Consider the following 16,931-nt stretch of genomic DNA (forward strand, 5'->3'; position numbering starts at 1 on the left):
TGCATAAGTATTAAGCACATTCTTGCTTCTTGTCATCCCTGCATAAAAAAGTGCAAGACCTGCTGGTGTCATAAGTAATACTAATGCAGCTGATACCATCATCCACGCTGTATCACCTGTATCTAACTTGTCTTCAGCTAATGCTAAAGTCGGTAATGCGAGTAACATCGCTACTAGCCATCTCTTCATGTTAATCCTTTTATCGAATATTTCTGACACAATTATAATATAAACTTTTTCTTCAACTTTCCATAAATTGATTAAAATTTAACCAATTCTTATTTATCTCATCATATCTATTTAATTTAACTTTTTTTTATAGTTTAAACATTGTCTTAAGAGATTTTTAGGTATCATCTACCAAATTTTAATTTTACAATTAAGGTGTTTTATGGGTGATTTGCTAAATAACGAAGAAATTCAAACTATAAATATAGAAGAAACACTTCAAAATAGTTATCTTGACTATTCAATGAGTGTTATCGTCGGTCGTGCTCTGCCAGATGTTAGAGACGGTTTAAAACCAGTTCATAGACGTATCCTATATGCAATGGACAAACTTAACCTCTCTTTTGGTGCGAAATATAAAAAATCTGCGCGTATCGTCGGTGATGTTATCGGTCAGTACCACCCGCATGGTGATACTGCAGTATATGATGCACTTGTTCGTATGGCACAAGACTTCTCAATGAGAATGGAATTAGTAGACGGTCAAGGAAACTTCGGTTCAGTTGACGGCGACTCTGCAGCGGCAATGCGTTATACAGAAGCACGTATGACAAAATATGCAGGAGAACTTTTAAAAGATCTTGATAAAAACACTGTAAATATGATCGATAACTACGATGCTACTACAAAAGAACCGGACGTAATGCCGACACGTGTACCTAATCTTTTAATTAATGGTTCAAGCGGTATTGCTGTTGGTATGGCAACAAACATTCCACCTCATAATCCATCAGAGGTGATGCAAGCACTTAAAGCTGTGTTGGCAAATCCAAGTATTTCATTACCTGAATTAATGGAATATATTCCTGCACCAGACTTTCCTACCGGAGGTATTATCTTCGGTAAGAAAGGTATTGTAGAAGCATATGAAACAGGACGCGGGCGTATCAAAATTCGTGCAAAGACACATATTGAGCAAAAAGCTAAAAAAGAGATCATTATTATCGATGAGCTTCCTTACCAAGTAAATAAAGCACGTTTGATTGAAAACGTTGCAGGACTTGTAAAAGATAAACTGATAGAAGGTATCAGTGAAATCCGTGATGAATCTGACCGTGATGGTATGCGTGTTGTAATCGAGCTTAAAAAAGATGCAATGAGCGAGATCGTTCTTAACAATCTTTTCAAGCAAACAGCTATGCAGCAAACATTTGGTATCATCATGCTATCTATATTAAACCAAGAACCTCGTATCTTTGGTTTAATTGACATTTTAAAACACTTTATCAATCACCGTAAAACAATTATTATCCGTCGTACAATTTTCGATCTAGAAAAAGCAAAAGCTCGTGCACACATCTTAGAAGGTTTGAAAAAAGCTATCGATATCATTGACGATGTTATCCGTGTAATCCGTGCTTCAAAAACTGAAGATGAAGCAAAAGATAATCTTGTAAATGAATTTGAATTTTCTGAAATTCAAGCGGCTAGTATCGTTGCAATGAGACTTGGTCGTTTAACTGGTTTAGAGATTGAAAAAATCGAAAATGAACTTCAAGAGTTAATGAAGTTAATCGAATATCTAGAGTCTATTCTAAAAAGTGAAGATGTTCTTCACGGTATTATTGATGAAGAGTTTGATGAAATTTTAGAAACATACACTGTGAAAAGAAAAACTGATATTGAAGATGACTATGATGACATCGATATTGAAGACTTAATCCCTAATGAGCCAATGGTTGTTACTATTACACACAGAGGTTACATTAAACGTGTACCGTTAGCAAACTATGAAAAACAAAAACGTGGTGGTAAAGGAAAAACTGCCGTAACAATTTATGAAGATGACTTTATTGAAAGATTCTTCACTTGTAACACACACGATACATTATTATTCGTAACTGACCGCGGTCAGCTTCACTGGTTAAAAGTGTACAAAATTCCTGAAGGTTCAAGAACTGCAAAAGGTAAAGCGGTTGTTAACTTGCTACAACTTGTTCAAGATGAGCAAATTCAATCAATTATTCCTACAACAGACTTCAGTGAAGACAAATCTTTAGTGTTCTTTACACAAAACGGTATTGTTAAACGTACAAACTTAAGTGAATACAGTAATATCAGAAGTAACGGTGTAAGAGCTATTGTTCTTGATGATGATGATTCTTTAATTACTGCAAAAATTGCAGAACCTGAAACTAAGTACCTTTTCATTGTTACAAAACTTGCTCAATGTATTAAATTCGAGATTGAAAAAACTCGTGAACAAGGTAGAAGCACACGTGGTGTTAGAGGTATCAAGTTCAAACATGATGGTGATGAAGTTGTTGATGCAAATATCATCAGAGATGATGAACAAGAGATCTTGGTTGTTTCAGAAAAAGGTATTGGTAAACGTACAGAAGCTGGAGAATACCGTCTGACAAACCGTGGTGGTTCAGGTGTAATTGCTATGAAAATGACACCAAAAACAGGTAAACATGTAGTTGGTATACTTATGGTTGATGAGAGTATGGATATGATGGCACTTACAAAAGCCGGAAAAATGATCCGCGTTGATATGCAGACAATCTCGAAATCAAGCCGTAACACATCAGGTGTATACATTGTTAAAGGTGATGATGTGGCAAGTATCTCTCGTTGTCCTAAAAAAGAAGAGGATGAGGAAGATGATGGTGAGGAAGAAGCAACACTAGACTTGGAATAGTTCTTGCTTAAACTCAACAATAACTCTGGAGAATTCTTCTCCGACAAGGATATTTTTATGAAATACTCTTTAGTATTACTAGCATTACTAAGCTTAAATGCTTTTTCTTCTGATGAAGCACAAAAACCTGTTAAAGTTGTAACAACACCTAGTGAGATGACAATTAATGTCAACTACCCTACTGTTGAACAACAGTCTGCAGCACCTGTGCAAGAAGTTACAAAATCTGAAGACACTGCAGAAGCAGAAGATGAGCCTGTATTAGAAGCTAATAAGAACATGATTATTAGCGTTGTAGGTCAAGGTGTGGCACCAATGAATACTGCTTCTCCTGCACAGGCGTATGCACTTGCAAAACGTGCAGCTGTAGCAGATGCATACAGACTTATTGCTGAGAAAGTAAAAGGTGTTCGTGTTGATGGTCAAGACTTAATCAAAAACATGATGGTAAAACGTTCAACTGTGAGAACATCAGTACAAGCTATGGTAAGAAATGCAAATATCGTTGAAACTAACTTTAAAGAGGGATTATGCGAAGTAGAGATGGAGCTTACTCTATCTTACGCACAATTTGCGCAATAATTCTTTTCTGTTCACTTGCTTTAGATGCAAGTGAATATCTAATTTCATATAGATATGTTGTAAAAGATGCCATTTTGTATAATGAACATCTCGACATATCTCCTGCCATGCAAAGATGTACAGGTAATCCTCAAAAAAGCCTTTTTTTAGATCCTCACAATACAGATGATCTCACTAGTGTTATAGATACAAATAAAGAAGAGTTCATAAATTTTTTGCATAAACTAGGTCTACAGGTGAAACACAGATCAAAAACAACTAACCTTCAAAACTCCTCTACAACGGTACTTACACTGAAAACAACTTGTTTCAAAGTCGATTTTAATGATACTTTTGTTAAAATCACCCCTTTAAAATAGCTCTTAAACAGCAGGAAACTTTTATGAAGATAGCAATAGTTGAAGATGATATCAATATGAGAAAATCGTTAGAGATTGCTATGGGCGATTACAAAGAGTTTGAAATCAAAACTTTTAAAAATGCAAAAGATGCTCTTAAAGGTTTAGACGACAGCTTTGATCTCGTTATAACAGATATCAATATGCCTGGTATCGACGGCATAGAGTTTATTAAAGAGCTTGGCGGTAAATTTGAAGTTATCATTATGACCGGCAATGCAACTTTATCTCGTGCCATAGAGTCTATTCAACTCGGTGTAAAAGATTTCTTACTCAAACCTTTTGATATAGATACTCTGGTTGAAGCTATCAAAAGAGAAGAGAAAGTACAAACGGCTAAAAAAACCGTTGCAAAAAAACAAAAAAGTGACACAAGTGACTTTCTGGGAGAATCTGAAGCACTCACAAGCATCCTGAAACTTGCTGATAAAGCAAGTAAAACAGATGCAAGTATTTTACTTTTAGGTGAAAGCGGTGTCGGAAAAGAAGTATTTGCTTCTTATGTTCATAAAAATTCTCCTAGAGCGAAAAAACCTTTTGTAGCAATCAATATGGCTGCTATTCCGGACAACCTTATAGAGAGTGAACTGTTTGGCTTTGAAAAAGGTGCTTTTACTGATGCAATCGAAGCAAAAGCAGGACAGTTTGAACTAGCAAACGGCGGAACGCTGTTTTTAGACGAGATTGGTGAGATGCCTTACGGTGTACAAGCTAAACTTTTACGTGCCCTTCAGGAGCAGGAAGTACGCCGCCTAGGTTCATCGAAACCCATAAAAATAGATATTCGTGTAGTTTCTGCTACAAATGCAAATTTAGATCAGAAAATCAAAGCGGGAGAGTTTAGAGATGATCTGTATTACAGACTCAATACAATCCCTTTAAATATTCCGCCGCTTAGAGAAAGAAAAGATGAAATACTCTCAATTGCAGAGATAACCTGTGAATCAAACTGTAAAAAATACGGTTTTGAAAACAAAGTATTTTCGCAAGAAGCAAAGAATGAGTTGTTAGAATATAACTGGCCTGGTAATATTCGTGAGCTTATTTCTGTAATTGAGAGAGCGGTTATTTTAAGTGAAACAAACGAAATACAAAAAGAAGACTTATATTTAGATACAAGAAAGTAGGAGACTTTATGAAAAAATACAATTTAGCGGTAGTTGGCGCAAACGGTGCCGTTGGTGAAGAAGTTTTAAGAATCTTAGAGGAAATTGATTTTCCATTAAATAAACTAGTTCCTTTAGCAAGTAGCAGAAGTGCTGGTAAAACTGTTGAATTTAATGGTCAAGATCTAGTAATCAAAGAATTAACAAATGAAATATTTGAACAAGAAGAAATTGAAATCGCAATTTTCAGTGCGGGTGGAAGTGTAAGTGAAGCATTCGCTCCTGCAGCTGTAAAAGCTGGAGCTGTTGTAATCGATAATACTTCTCATTTTAGAATGGATCCAAATGTTCCATTAGTAGTTCCGGAAGTAAATCCTGAAGATATTGCTAAATGGGAAAAAACAGGAATCATTGCTAACCCTAACTGTTCAACTATTCAAATGGTTCAAGCACTTAAACCACTTGATGAAGCATATGATCTTGTACGTGTTGATGTATCAACTTACCAAGCAACAAGCGGTGCAGGTAAATCTGCTATGGAAGAGCTTGTAAAACAGATGCAAGATTTCTTTGCTTTCAAACTTGACGAGAGTGAGCACAAAGCATTTACACATCAAATCGCTTTAAACGTAATCCCTCAAATTGATAAATTTTTGGACAATGGTTACACAAAAGAAGAGATGAAAATGGTGAACGAAACAACAAAAATCATGCACAAAGAGATAGCTCTTAGTGCTACTTGTGTTCGTGTACCTGTACTTCGTGGACATTCGGAAACTGTCACTATGACATTTGACTCTGAAGTAAATGCACAAGAAGCTAGAGAGATCCTTTCTAAAGCTCCAAATATCGTTATTTTAGACGATCCAGAAGCTTCTGTATACCCTATGCCTAAAGATTGTGTAGACAGAAATGAAACTTTTGTCGGACGTATCAGAGAAGACGTATATTCTAACAACATGCTTCATATGTTTGTTGTTGCTGACAACTTAAGAGTAGGTGCTGCAACAAATGCAGTTAGAATTGCTCAAAAATTTATTGAAATGCAAGAGGCGTAAAAATGTTTGAAAAAATATTTGAAAACGGGCTTTGGGGTTCAAGATTTATAGTATTACTTGCTGTAATCTTCGGTCTGTTAGGTGCTGTAGTTTTATTTGCCGTAGCATCATTTGATATTTACGAAACTGTAAAACTAGTAATTGATACATATGTAAATCATCATCATCCTGAACATTTCCATGAACTTGTTGTAGGTGGAATCATCGGTGCAGTTGACCTTTACCTGATAGGTGTTGTAATGCTGTTATTTTCTTTTGGTTTATATGAACTGTTTATTTCAGATATCGATGTAGCTCGTGAGGAAGATGAAGAGAATAAAATTCTTTCTATTCACTCTCTAGATCAGCTAAAAGATAAAATTTCTAAAGTTATCGTAATGGTTCTTGTTGTTGGATTCTTCCAAAAAGTTGGGCTTACAAGTTACACTTCACCACTTGAACTGTTATATTTAGCACTATCTATCACTGCTGTTGCTGTTGGTTTATACTTTTTAAGTAAAGTTGGACACAAACATTAGTATTACTAATAAGAAGTAATTTTATAAATAAGGAAAAAAATGAGTAAGATATTTGTAGATGCATGTTTTGGAAAAGAAACACCATACACTCCGGTTTGGATGATGAGACAAGCTGGTCGTTATCTACCAGAATATATGGAAGTGAGAGCAAAAGCAGGAAACTTCTTAAATCTATGTCACAATCCGGAGATGGCATGTGAAGTTACACTTCAGCCTGTAGATATCTTAGATGTTGATGCAGCTATTTTATTTAGCGACATTTTAGTTATTCCTGATGAAATGGGAATGGACTTATCTTTTGTAAAAGGCGAAGGTCCTAAGTTTTCTGATCCAATTAAAACAGAAGCTGATTTAGACAGACTAATCGGTGGTGAAGAAGCAGCATCTAAACTTACTTATGTTTATGAAACTATTGAACTTATTAAACAAAAACTTTCCGATGATAAAGCGCTTATCGGCTTTACAGGTGCACCATGGACACTGGCTACATATATGATCGAAGGTCAAGGGACTAAAACATACAACATTTGTAAAAAAATGATGTACTCAAATCCTGATCTTTTACATAAAATCCTTAGAAAAGTTACAGATGTTGTAAAAATCTATATGGAAAAACAAATTGAAGCAGGTGTAGATGTTGTTCAAGTATTTGACAGCTGGGCAGCTGCAATTGAACCGGGAATGTACGATGAATTCTCTTGGAAATATATGGTTGAAATCTCTGAATACTTAAAAGAAAAATATCCACATATCCCTGTTATCCTTTTCCCTAAAGGAATTCCAGCTTTTCTAGACAAAGTATATGGAAACTTTGATGTATTCGGTGTTGACTGGTCAACACCTATGGCATTTGCTAAAGCAAGACTTGGTGATAAATATGTTCTTCAAGGAAATATGGAGCCATGCCGTCTTTATTCAAAAGAAGCTACAACTAAATGTGTAGAAGTTATTCAAGAGACTATGCAAGGTAAACGTCACATTTTCAATTTAGGACATGGTATTCTTCCTGATGTTCCTGTTGAAAATGCAAAACACTTTATCAGTGAATGTCACCGTGTCAGCGGAAAAAAATAATATCATCTTCGGTCCTATAAACTCACGCCGTTTCGGTATGAGTTTGGGCATCGACCTCTCCCCTGCAACAAAACAATGTAATTTTGACTGTCTTTATTGTGAACTAGCTCCTGCAGCTACTGTAGATAAACAAACTACTGTAACACCTGTACAAGAGATTATCTCTGAGCTCAAAAAACATTTACATGATAAAATAGATGTTATTACTTTAACTGCTAACGGGGAACCAACACTCTACCCTCACCTTGATAGTTTAATTGATGAGATAAACAAAATCAAAGGGTCTACGCAGACTCTTATTTTGACAAATAGTGCAATGCTTACAAATGAGAAAGTATATAACTCACTCCTGAAGCTCGATCAAGTAAAACTCTCTTTGGATGCTGTCACACCTGCAATCTTTAAAAAGATAGACAGACCGCATCATGATATCAATGTAGAAGATATTGTTTCAAAAGTACAACAATTTTCTAAAGACTATAAAGGGAAACTCTTTATTGAGATCTTATTCGTACTGGGTTTAAACGATACAAAAGAGGAAGTTGAAAAACTAAATGACGTACTTCTCTCAGTAAATACAGCGAGAATCGATCTTGGAACTATTGACAGACCACCTGCTTATCCTGTAAGTGGCATAAGCTACAAAGAGCTTTATGAACTTTCACAGCTTTTTGACTCTTCTCTTCCAATACATATAGCTTCGCGTGTGCATGCAGAAGCAAACAATGCCTCGTACAGTGATGAAGAGATCATAAATACTTTAGATAAACGTCCTCTGACACCACAGGATATTGAACTTTTATTTGATGAAGAGAGTAAAAAAAGACTTCTAAATCTTGTAGAAAATAAACAGATTATGATCAAAAAACTAGATAATTTAGAATTCTATATACCTAGTGTAAATGATCACAGAAAAAAGAGTAAGCACTAATCTTTAGAGTTTACTCTTTTTGTAAAAAATATAAACCCACCCAGTGCAAAAATAAGTATTGATACACCGCCGATGAGATACACCGCATAAATCATTTGAGAATAATCATGCAGGGCGATTTTAAATACAACCATTAACGCTTCAATTAGCAGAGCAATAATAATCGTAATAGAGAACTTCGTAAATACTTTGTACTCTAATTTAGAGTTTTTCGAATAACTCTTAAAGACAACTTCTTGTTCTAAAATTGTTTTTGAAAGATCGAAGATCGCAAGTCCCAACGTTAAAGCAATTATCGGTTTAAAAATCGCTTCTATAGAGATTCCGCCATCTTTAAATAATAGTGAATGACCTAATTCGTAAATACTGTATCCAAGTGTAAAAACTGCTAGTACAATCATCAGATTTGCCGTTACAAAATAAAAAGCCTTGCTTACAAAGTTAAACTCTTTATGTAATTCGATAAGCCCCAGTCTCTCTAGCAGTGCACTTACAGTAAAGTCCATAAAATACACTCTATCGTCTTCCTCTTTTACAACAGTCACACAAGTTTTTCCCGTTGCACTGCTAATGTAAGGTTTTGAGATCGATATATTGCTGTTGTTAAACTTGATTTTTTTCAATAAATAGCTTCTATCTCTTCCCCTTGGCAAGGAACTTGTTTTATCCCTGTAAATATTATCAGAGATTTGTGCCAAAGTATTTTTGTCGCAAACATATACTAACTCTAATGAAGGAAAAACTCTGAAAAGAGAGTCAAAGCCATTGTCTTCTCTACGTGAGAGTTCTCCTAAGTTATATATGGTTTCCGATAAAAATTTTTCTATCTCATCGACATGACTATTGTATGTCTCCATAAACTCTTGCATCATAATCCTTTTACCTTTCTTTTAACTAATGCGATCGCGGACCATGATGATAATCATCTCCGCTTTCATTTTCCATGACCGTGCGTTTTTGAGCTTCTTCCTCTTCATATTCAAAAACTCTTACCATCTCGTGCTTAACATCACTGAGTGCGAACAATTGTCTCTCTAACACGCCAAATTTGTTTTTAAACTGATCAGACAAGACTACAATGTCTTCATAGCAACGTGTTGCTAGTTCTATTTCATATTTACTAGCACTATTTTTAAAACCCAAAAAAGTTTTTAAAGAGCTTTTTGCTTCACCAAAATAGATCGAATAAATCTTTGCAAAAATATTATACATATTTTCTAAAAGTTCTTCCATCTCTTCTAAAACATTTTTACTGTTAAACTGTGCGAACTGTTTTGCTTCATTGTAGAACCACTGTCCAAGTTCTGTGTCCTGAACAATAGGAGTAAGTTGTTTTTTATCGACATTTAAGCCTGAAACCAGAAGTTTTATATTGTTGAGCCATTTTAAATGAGCTGTACGTGCTCTATAAAGTCTATACATATTTTTTTCTTTGGTATTCACGGAAAATCCTTCAATATGTTTTTGAATTATAGATCGAAATAATTTCTTTTTGTTCTTTTGAGTGGTTATTTTTTAATCACTAATTTTTCAAATAAATAAATATTCTATAAATTCTTTTTACTAATTATTTTTCTCAATACTCTCTCTTTAATAAGCTGATAAAATCTATAAAAATTCAAGGATATTCTGATGAAACATTTTCTACTTTTTCTTATTTTCACGCTCAGCATATTTGCACATGATGCTTTAGTCTCTCCACAGTGGCTGGCTAATAATCTTCACAATAATAACATCCGTATTGTTGAAGTATCTGATGAGCAAAACTTTGAACTGCAACATATTAAAGGTGCCGTGCATACTTCGATCTCTCAATGGAGAATAAAGAACGGTACATATCTCACAATACGCTCTACAAAAGAGATTGAAGAAGAGATCCGTAAACTCGGTATAGACGCAGATAAACACGTAGTTCTCTATGCTCCGATAATCACTCCCAAAGACTATCTAAAAGCTACCTATATATACTGGGCACTGAACTATTTTGGTGTAACAAAAGTTTCTGTACTTGACGGCGGTTTAAACAATTGGATTTCTCAAGGTTTTCCTACGACACAAGAAACAAACAGTGTTCAAAAAACCGACTTTCATGCGAATATAGACAGTTCCAAAATTGCCAATCTAGATTATGTTAAAAGTCATTTAGGAAAAATTCCGATGCTTGACGCAAGACCGAGTGATAAATACCTTGGAATCACTCCAACGGCAACTGTTAAAAGGGATGGTCACATAGCAGGAGCCATGAGTTACTCTTGGAACTATTCGGTTACAACAGACTATATACTTAAGTCAAAAAAAGAGCTCAATGCACTATTTAAAAACGGATATAAACTAAACAAAAATAAAGAGTTACTAGTCTATTGTACAGGTGGACTTGAAACATCGTTCAACTACTTTGTCCTCTCAGGCGTGTTGGGTTATAAGCAAGTAAGACTTTACGATGCTTCTATGAAACAATGGGGTAATTTAGATAATACCCCTATGAACAAATACCGCTACGAAACTTTTGAATAATCTAAGTTCCACTTTTCTATAAAGTGGGCTTTAAAATAATACCCCTGTACAAAATCTACACCCAACTCTTTTGCGATCTCAAGATCAGAAGCATCCTCGATTCCCTCTAATAGACATAAACGTTTAGAGGCTTTTAAAAACTTTACAATCCCTTTTGCCACCTCTATATATGCCGGATTTGTTCTAATTTTTTGAATTACGTCCATATCGAGCTTTATTGTATTTGCCCTATGAAACAAAGAGGTAAAAAACAGTGTATCTGGCTTTAGAAAATCATCATATGCGTATGTAATATCATGTTCATCCATCCAATCCATAAACTCTTCGATCAAGTAAAGATTTTCATTATGTGAATTCTCAATGATTTCGATCTCTATATTTTTATGTGTCGTAAATAGTCTCATCCAATACTCTACATGGTCATTTTCTAAAACGACATGGGGATCTAAATTTAGAAACAGTCTGTGTCCTTTTGGTCTGTTATCGAGTTGAAAACGTTTTAAGATAGACTCAAAATGAAAAAATGTCTCACTGTTGTCATGAATAGCATTAAAAAACTCATTAGGAGGTATATATTTATCTTCATGACGAAATCTGCTTAAAGCTTCATACCCGTACACTTTCATCGTTTGAAGCTCTACTATAGGCTCATAACAAGCACCGTATGTTTCATCCACTATGATTGAAAGCGGTACACTTAAATTCAATTTCATAAAAACTCCATTTTGATAACAAATATCAAAATGATATCATTTGAAACTTACATTTTTATTATATTGATAATCAGTATCATATTTATATTTACATTAAAGCAAACGACTATGTGTTTTTAGGTAAAAAGTTTGTTATTGGAAAATTAGTTTTTCTGAAATTTATTAAGTGTGGCTCCGGATACTGAAGGGGCTAGAAATTACTAACAGTAACTGCACAAGACTGAAAACAAGGACTTTGCAACTTTATCTAATTTCTTTCCTTTCTTTAAAATTATTCATTTTTGGGCACAATTTGGACACTATACAATCAAAATATTGTTACGAACTAATATTTTTTTAAAATTTTGTTAAAATAATATCTTATAAAATAGTTGAAATTTGTAGAAGAATATGAAAAAAATTAAACAAGTAACTAAAATCATAGCATTAATGATGATAGTATTAACTATGTCATTCGCTAATGATGTATCTAATCCTAAAAAAGAAAATGTACCCGGATATATGTATGATATATTTACTTGTACTCATATTGATGGTATTACTTTAAAAAATGATAAAGTTGTCGACATCACTCAAGACAAACATTGGGATATATTTAAACTTACAATAACTCCTAAGTATTTTAAATGGAGAGAGCTTGAAGAATTCACAGACAACATTGATAAAAGTAATAGTCATTTTGAAAAATATTACACTAGGTTTGAAACTTTAGATAGAAAATATACACATACTTTTACTATGTATAAGTACAAAAATCAAGGGCTCTATTCAATGATTTCTAAGTTCAATGGTGAATTATTTATTAATACCTATGATTGTATTAAATCTACAGAATTTCAACAACAAGATAAACAAGATTGGTATGACTCGGACAAAAGATAAAAATTTTAAATACAAAAAAATTGTTTATTATAATGAAATCAACTCTTTGTAGTATTATTCTATAGGTGTTAACTAATAAGTTCCGATGTGAAGGTTAAAAATGAGAGAGTATATCATTGAATTTTTTTCTATATTGAGAAATTTTTTAAGTTTTATAGCTGTTATAGTATTGTTCGGTATGATATTTGTTTTTATATGGGGGTTATATTCATTACTTGTGTTTGCATTTGCTTTAGGTCATGGCTTTGAGTTAATAGACTTACTAACGTTTTTAATAGTAGAAGGTAGTTTGTTGGTAAGTGGAGGAATTATTGGACTAATAATCGAGTCACTAGAAACAATAGAAAGTAAGCTTGAAAAAGTAGAATACACAAATGAGAAGATTAAAAATGAAATACACGATTCGGATGGCAATATAAAAGCTGTAATAATATCTCTTGTAAGCCTGATTTTAATTTTATTTGCTGGCTCGTGGATCTATCATTTTCTTTTTTCAAGTATTTGAGAATATTCTAACAAACGGAGTGTAAAATACTCAAACAAAAGAAGACTCCAATTCAAATTTAAACTGAGACAAATTTGCGTCAAAAATTAATATTTTTTTAGGTGTTCAAAGTAGTTTGAAAGTGCTTAAAATAAGGGGTTTGAAGTGGCTCCGGATACTGGATTCGAACCAGTGGCCAAGTGATTAACAGTCACCTACTCTACCGCTGAGCTAATCCGGAATGTTTGTTTTTGAAGTTTTTAGATGGTGTCAAAGGGGGGACTTGAACCCCCGACCCCCGGCTTATGAGACCAGTGCTCTAACCAGCTGAGCTACCTTGACTTACCTTTAAGAGGCTGGAATTATATGAAATTTTATCTTAGAGTTTTCTAAAGTACATATATTTTTTTTCAATTTGTTACAAAAACATTAGAGTTTTGTAAGCGAAGTTCTTGTAAACTTTCGCCCATAACTATTAAAAAAAAATTATTAAGGAGTTTCTAATGAATTTTAAACCACTAGGTGAAAGAATTCTTGTAAAAAGTGTAGAAGAGTCTAACACTACAGCTAGCGGTATCATTATCCCTGATAACGCAAAAGAAAAACCAAATCGCGCAGAAGTTATCGCGATTGGTGATGAAGTAAAAAATGTTAAAGCTGGAGATACAGTAGTATTTGGAAAATACTCAGGTACTGGTCTAGCTTTAGAAGGTCAAGAATACATCGTTTTAGAAATCGCAGATGTTCTTGGTGTAATTTCATAATTTTCAAACTACAATATATATTTAAAAAGGAGCAATAATGTCAAAAGAGATAATTTTTTCAGATAATGCACGTAACGCTTTAGCTCGCGGTGTTGAGAAACTAACAGATGCAGTAAAAGTAACTATGGGACCACGCGGTCGTAACGTACTTATTCAAAAGTCTTACGGAAGCCCTGTGATCACAAAAGACGGTGTATCTGTTGCGCGTGAAGTTGAATTAAAAGACAAACTAGAAGATATGGGTGCTCAACTTGTTAAAGAAGTAGCAAGCAATACTGCTGACGAGGCTGGTGACGGTACAACTACGGCAACTGTTTTAGCAAACTCTATCTTTAGAGAGGGTCTAAGAAACGTAACTGCAGGTGCAAATCCTGTTGAGATCAAACGCGGTATGGACAAAGCGTGTGCAGCTATCTTAGAAAAACTCAAAGAGAGTTCAAAAACTATTAAAGACAAAAATGAGATCGCTCAAGTTGCTACTATTTCTGCTAACTCTGACAAAGAGATCGGTGATATGATTGCTGAAGCTATGGAAAAAGTTGGACAAGACGGTGTTATCACTGTTGAAGAAGCTAAAGGTATAGTAGATGAGTTAGACGTTGTTGAAGGTATGCAATTTGATCGTGGTTACCTTTCACCTTACTTCATTACAAATACAGAAAAAATGACTGCTGAGATCGAAAATCCTTGGATCTTATTAGTAGATACAAAAATCACATCACTAAAAGATCTTTTACCGGTACTAGAGCAAGTTCAAAAAACTTCCCGTCCACTTCTTATTATTGCTGAAGATGTAGAGGGTGAAGCACTTTCAACATTAGTTGTAAACAAACTTCGCGGTGTACTTAACATCTCTGCAGTAAAAGCTCCGGGATTCGGTGACAGAAGAAAAGCGATGCTTCAAGATATCGCTATCCTTACAGCGGGAACTGTAATCTCTGAAGAGACTGGTCATACACTTGAAGGTGCAAACATCCAAATGCTTGGTCAAGCTTCTCGTGTAGTAATCGACAAAGACAATACGGTAATCGTAAACGGTGCAGGAAGCCAAGAGGCAGTTCAAGCTAGAATTACTGAAATTAGAACACTTATCGGTAACACAACAAGTGAATACGATAAAGAAAAACTTCAAGAGCGTCTTGCAAAACTAGCAGGCGGTGTAGCAGTTATCAAAGTTGGTGCTGCAACTGAAACTGAAATGAAAGAGAAAAAAGACAGAGTTGATGATGCTCTTTCAGCAACTAAAGCTGCTGTTGAAGAAGGTATCGTTATCGGTGGTGGTGCAGCTCTTGTTCGTGCAGCTGCAAAAGTTTCTCTTGATCTTGAAGGTGATCAAAAAATCGGTGCTGAGATCATCTTAAGAGCTGTAAAAGCTCCTGTAAAACAGATCTCTATCAATGCTGGATACGATGCAGGTGTTGTTGTAAACACTATTGAGAATGCGGATAATGAAAACTTAGGTTTCAATGCTGCAACTGGTGAGTATGTAGATATGTTTGAAGCTGGTATCATCGATCCTCTAAAAGTTGAAAGAGTTGCTTTAACAAATGCAACTTCAGCAGCTTCATTACTTCTTACAACTGAAGCAGCTATTTTTGAAGTTCCTAAAGAGGAATTAGCAGGTCCTGACGTAAATGCAGGAATGCCTCCGCAAATGGGTATGCCAGGCATGATGTAAGAAAATAAAACGGGAACTTCCCGTTTTATCTATAGACAAATTTGATTTTTACCTCTTTTTTTTGCTTCGTAAAGTTTCCAGTCTACATTTTCTAAAATTGTTTTCATTTCAAGGTTTTCTTTGTATCTTACCTCTTCTACACCAATACTCATGCCAACACTAAATGTAACCTCATCGTTAAACACAAATTGATAAGAAGTAAATCCTACTTTAATTTTTTCACTTACCATTTTTGCCTGTTCTTTTGTTGCATCTTTTAAAATAACAGCAAATTCGTCTCCCCCTATTCTAAAGCCGAAATCTGAAAGTCGAATATTGGTTTTAATGATCTCACCCACTTTTTCAATCACTTTATCACCGCTGTAATGCCCAAAGTTATCGTTTACATGTTTGAAATTATCCAAGTCAATATAGACAACACTCATAGTGTAATCATGATTTCTTTGAATTAGTGCTATCTCTTTTTGTAAAATTTCTTCAAAAAGATCTTTTCTAAACAACTGTGTTAATGTATCTATTTTCATGTCTTCAATAACTTTATTAGCAAACTCTATAGTTACTGCGTTGTTCATCATCAATGTTAATTTATATATATTTAGTAAAGAGGTATATAAAGGAAGTATCTCTAAATATTCTTCCCGTTTTAAAAAGTAAAACAGATTCTGAGTATTTAGCAATATCCTTTTTTCCAGTTCTTCAAAGAAAACTCTTTTTTCTGTTGTTAAAAAGTTTAACTCTTCTAACCACTCTTCAATTAAAAAACGTTTTGCATTTTCCTCTTCGAAATCACCGTTATTTTCAATACAGTTTAACAACTCTTTTAGCCATTTTATTTTTTGTAAAATTATTGCTCGCGGCAAAGAATGTGTTTGATCAAGGACGATATGTTCAAAGAAATTTTCGATATCTTTCTTGTCTTCACTCAGCATTCTGTTTAAATACCCTTTTGCTGTAAATGCTTTCATGATTTTAAAATATTCAAAAATTTCATCCATCAGTTTTTGAGTATTTTGACACTGTTGCGAATTAAGCAGAAAGTGCTCTTCTAAAATATCGGTACCTTTAATAAAGTCTATATAAGGAATAAGCCTGTCATAATGAAACTCTCCCATCTTTATATATACATCTTTAATAGATTCTATATCTAATCCTAATGATGAAACAAAGTGTACTTTTTGTTTTTGAATCAACATTTGAATCTGTTCATCACTCTCAAAGAAGATTGCCAATCTGCGATCGTGTAACATTGTCTCATAAAATGATTCAAACGCATTATCTATAAATGGCACTAATTGTTTTAGTTCTGTAAATCTTTTCAAACTTCTCCTTTTTGGTTACCCTTTTATTACAATTTATC

Annotated in this window: 17 protein-coding genes, 2 tRNA genes and 1 pseudogene; 13 read left to right on the forward strand and 7 right to left on the reverse strand. The window is 34.2% G+C overall.

Annotated elements, in window-relative coordinates; translation table 11 throughout:
- A pseudogene (locus P6N22_RS07590) lies at positions 1-189 on the reverse strand (ammonium transporter); the annotation flags it as partial.
- Between the two features lie 202 nt (positions 190-391).
- On the opposite strand from P6N22_RS07590, the gene gyrA reads away from it, so the two are divergent.
- Genes gyrA through P6N22_RS07630 form a run of 8 tightly spaced genes read left to right on the forward strand, consistent with a single transcriptional unit; the run spans position 392 to position 8,539 of the window.
- Positions 392-2,872, forward strand: coding sequence for a DNA gyrase subunit A (gene gyrA, locus P6N22_RS07595; RefSeq protein ID WP_280331728.1), 2,481 nt, complete (start codon positions 392-394; stop codon positions 2,870-2,872).
- Between the two features lie 57 nt (positions 2,873-2,929).
- The gene (locus P6N22_RS07600; protein ID WP_280331730.1) at positions 2,930-3,454 is read left to right on the forward strand and encodes an LPP20 family lipoprotein; all 525 of its coding nucleotides are present in this window, start codon (positions 2,930-2,932) and stop codon (positions 3,452-3,454) included.
- Entirely contained in the window at positions 3,403-3,813 is a 411-nt protein-coding gene (locus P6N22_RS07605) for a hypothetical protein (RefSeq protein WP_280331732.1), read from the forward strand. Before P6N22_RS07600 ends, P6N22_RS07605 begins: the two co-directional genes overlap by 52 nt.
- A gap of 23 nt (positions 3,814-3,836) precedes the next feature.
- Positions 3,837-4,979, forward strand: coding sequence for a sigma-54 dependent transcriptional regulator (locus tag P6N22_RS07610; protein WP_280331734.1), 1,143 nt, complete (start codon positions 3,837-3,839; stop codon positions 4,977-4,979).
- A gap of 8 nt (positions 4,980-4,987) precedes the next feature.
- Positions 4,988-6,016, forward strand: coding sequence for an aspartate-semialdehyde dehydrogenase (locus P6N22_RS07615; RefSeq protein WP_280331735.1), 1,029 nt, complete (start codon positions 4,988-4,990; stop codon positions 6,014-6,016).
- Positions 6,017-6,018: 2 nt separating this feature from the next.
- Positions 6,019-6,534 carry a YqhA family protein gene (locus P6N22_RS07620; protein WP_280331737.1) on the forward strand — a complete coding sequence of 172 codons (516 nt, stop codon included), beginning with the start codon at positions 6,019-6,021 and terminating at the stop codon, positions 6,532-6,534.
- Positions 6,535-6,573: 39 nt separating this feature from the next.
- Complete coding sequence (gene hemE, locus P6N22_RS07625) at positions 6,574-7,608, forward strand: uroporphyrinogen decarboxylase (protein ID WP_280331739.1); 1,035 nt, start codon at positions 6,574-6,576, stop codon at positions 7,606-7,608.
- Positions 7,559-8,539 carry a radical SAM protein gene (locus tag P6N22_RS07630; protein ID WP_280331741.1) on the forward strand — a complete coding sequence of 327 codons (981 nt, stop codon included), beginning with the start codon at positions 7,559-7,561 and terminating at the stop codon, positions 8,537-8,539. Before hemE ends, P6N22_RS07630 begins: the two co-directional genes overlap by 50 nt.
- Here P6N22_RS07630 and P6N22_RS07635 read toward each other — a convergent pair.
- Both P6N22_RS07635 and P6N22_RS07640 read right to left on the reverse strand, forming a co-directional pair.
- Positions 8,536-9,411 carry a PDC sensor domain-containing protein gene (locus P6N22_RS07635; RefSeq protein ID WP_280331742.1) on the reverse strand — a complete coding sequence of 292 codons (876 nt, stop codon included), beginning with the start codon at positions 9,409-9,411 and terminating at the stop codon, positions 8,536-8,538. The genes P6N22_RS07630 and P6N22_RS07635 overlap by 4 nt on opposite strands.
- 22 nt (positions 9,412-9,433) lie before the next feature.
- On the reverse strand, positions 9,434-9,982 hold the full coding sequence (locus tag P6N22_RS07640; RefSeq protein WP_280331744.1) for a hypothetical protein: 549 nt from the start codon (positions 9,980-9,982) through the stop codon (positions 9,434-9,436).
- Between the two features lie 189 nt (positions 9,983-10,171).
- On the opposite strand from P6N22_RS07640, the gene P6N22_RS07645 reads away from it, so the two are divergent.
- Positions 10,172-11,053, forward strand: coding sequence for a rhodanese-like domain-containing protein (locus tag P6N22_RS07645; RefSeq protein WP_280331746.1), 882 nt, complete (start codon positions 10,172-10,174; stop codon positions 11,051-11,053).
- On the opposite strand, the gene P6N22_RS07650 is transcribed toward P6N22_RS07645, so the two are convergent.
- Positions 11,035-11,766, reverse strand: coding sequence for an EAL domain-containing protein (locus tag P6N22_RS07650; protein WP_280331748.1), 732 nt, complete (start codon positions 11,764-11,766; stop codon positions 11,035-11,037). The two genes, P6N22_RS07645 and P6N22_RS07650, sit on opposite strands and share 19 nt — an antisense overlap.
- A 447-nt stretch (positions 11,767-12,213) precedes the next feature.
- Between P6N22_RS07650 and P6N22_RS07655 the strand changes: the two genes are divergently transcribed.
- Both P6N22_RS07655 and P6N22_RS07660 read left to right on the forward strand, forming a co-directional pair.
- Positions 12,214-12,648: a hypothetical protein gene (locus P6N22_RS07655; protein WP_280331750.1), complete on the forward strand. Its 435-nt coding sequence runs from the start codon at positions 12,214-12,216 to the stop codon at positions 12,646-12,648.
- A gap of 100 nt (positions 12,649-12,748) precedes the next feature.
- Positions 12,749-13,153, forward strand: a complete 405-nt coding sequence (locus P6N22_RS07660) for a hypothetical protein (RefSeq protein ID WP_280331752.1) — start codon at positions 12,749-12,751, stop codon at positions 13,151-13,153.
- Between the two features lie 145 nt (positions 13,154-13,298).
- Here the strand turns inward: P6N22_RS07660 and P6N22_RS07665 are convergent.
- Positions 13,299-13,373, reverse strand: a tRNA-Asn gene (locus tag P6N22_RS07665).
- A 24-nt stretch (positions 13,374-13,397) separates the two neighbouring features.
- Positions 13,398-13,474: transfer RNA gene (locus P6N22_RS07670), tRNA-Met, on the reverse strand.
- A 161-nt stretch (positions 13,475-13,635) separates the two neighbouring features.
- Here P6N22_RS07670 and groES point away from each other — a divergent pair.
- Positions 13,636-13,896, forward strand: coding sequence for a co-chaperone GroES (gene groES / locus P6N22_RS07675; RefSeq protein ID WP_280331754.1), 261 nt, complete (start codon positions 13,636-13,638; stop codon positions 13,894-13,896).
- 37 nt (positions 13,897-13,933) lie between these two features.
- Positions 13,934-15,574: a chaperonin GroEL gene (groL, locus tag P6N22_RS07680; protein WP_280331756.1), complete on the forward strand. Its 1,641-nt coding sequence runs from the start codon at positions 13,934-13,936 to the stop codon at positions 15,572-15,574.
- A 29-nt stretch (positions 15,575-15,603) separates the two neighbouring features.
- Here groL and P6N22_RS07685 read toward each other — a convergent pair whose 3' ends face one another.
- Positions 15,604-16,893, reverse strand: a complete 1,290-nt coding sequence (locus P6N22_RS07685) for a GGDEF domain-containing protein (RefSeq protein WP_280331758.1) — start codon at positions 16,891-16,893, stop codon at positions 15,604-15,606.
- Between the last annotated feature and the right edge of the window lie 38 nt (positions 16,894-16,931).

The organism is Sulfurimonas sp. C5, from assembly GCF_029872055.1.
GTDB lineage: Bacteria > Campylobacterota > Campylobacteria > Campylobacterales > Sulfurimonadaceae > Sulfurimonas.

Bases quoted from the DNA above. Each gene is read 5' to 3' on its own strand.
- P6N22_RS07620 (WP_280331737.1), top strand. From the start codon at position 6,019: ATGTTTGAAAAAATATTTGAAAACGGGCTTTGGGGTTCAAGATTTATA.
- P6N22_RS07600 (WP_280331730.1), top strand. From the start codon at position 2,930: ATGAAATACTCTTTAGTATTACTAGCATTACTAAGCTTAAATGCTTTT.
- groES (WP_280331754.1), top strand. From the start codon at position 13,636: ATGAATTTTAAACCACTAGGTGAAAGAATTCTTGTAAAAAGTGTAGAA.
- P6N22_RS07645 (WP_280331746.1), top strand. From the start codon at position 10,172: ATGAAACATTTTCTACTTTTTCTTATTTTCACGCTCAGCATATTTGCA.
- hemE (WP_280331739.1), top strand. From the start codon at position 6,574: ATGAGTAAGATATTTGTAGATGCATGTTTTGGAAAAGAAACACCATAC.
- gyrA (WP_280331728.1), top strand. From the start codon at position 392: ATGGGTGATTTGCTAAATAACGAAGAAATTCAAACTATAAATATAGAA.
- P6N22_RS07635 (WP_280331742.1), bottom strand. From the start codon at position 9,411: ATGATGCAAGAGTTTATGGAGACATACAATAGTCATGTCGATGAGATA.
- P6N22_RS07650 (WP_280331748.1), bottom strand. From the start codon at position 11,766: ATGAAATTGAATTTAAGTGTACCGCTTTCAATCATAGTGGATGAAACA.
- P6N22_RS07630 (WP_280331741.1), top strand. From the start codon at position 7,559: ATGCAAAACACTTTATCAGTGAATGTCACCGTGTCAGCGGAAAAAAAT.
- P6N22_RS07615 (WP_280331735.1), top strand. From the start codon at position 4,988: ATGAAAAAATACAATTTAGCGGTAGTTGGCGCAAACGGTGCCGTTGGT.
- P6N22_RS07655 (WP_280331750.1), top strand. From the start codon at position 12,214: ATGTCATTCGCTAATGATGTATCTAATCCTAAAAAAGAAAATGTACCC.
- P6N22_RS07605 (WP_280331732.1), top strand. From the start codon at position 3,403: ATGCGAAGTAGAGATGGAGCTTACTCTATCTTACGCACAATTTGCGCA.
- groL (WP_280331756.1), top strand. From the start codon at position 13,934: ATGTCAAAAGAGATAATTTTTTCAGATAATGCACGTAACGCTTTAGCT.
- P6N22_RS07660 (WP_280331752.1), top strand. From the start codon at position 12,749: ATGAGAGAGTATATCATTGAATTTTTTTCTATATTGAGAAATTTTTTA.
- P6N22_RS07610 (WP_280331734.1), top strand. From the start codon at position 3,837: ATGAAGATAGCAATAGTTGAAGATGATATCAATATGAGAAAATCGTTA.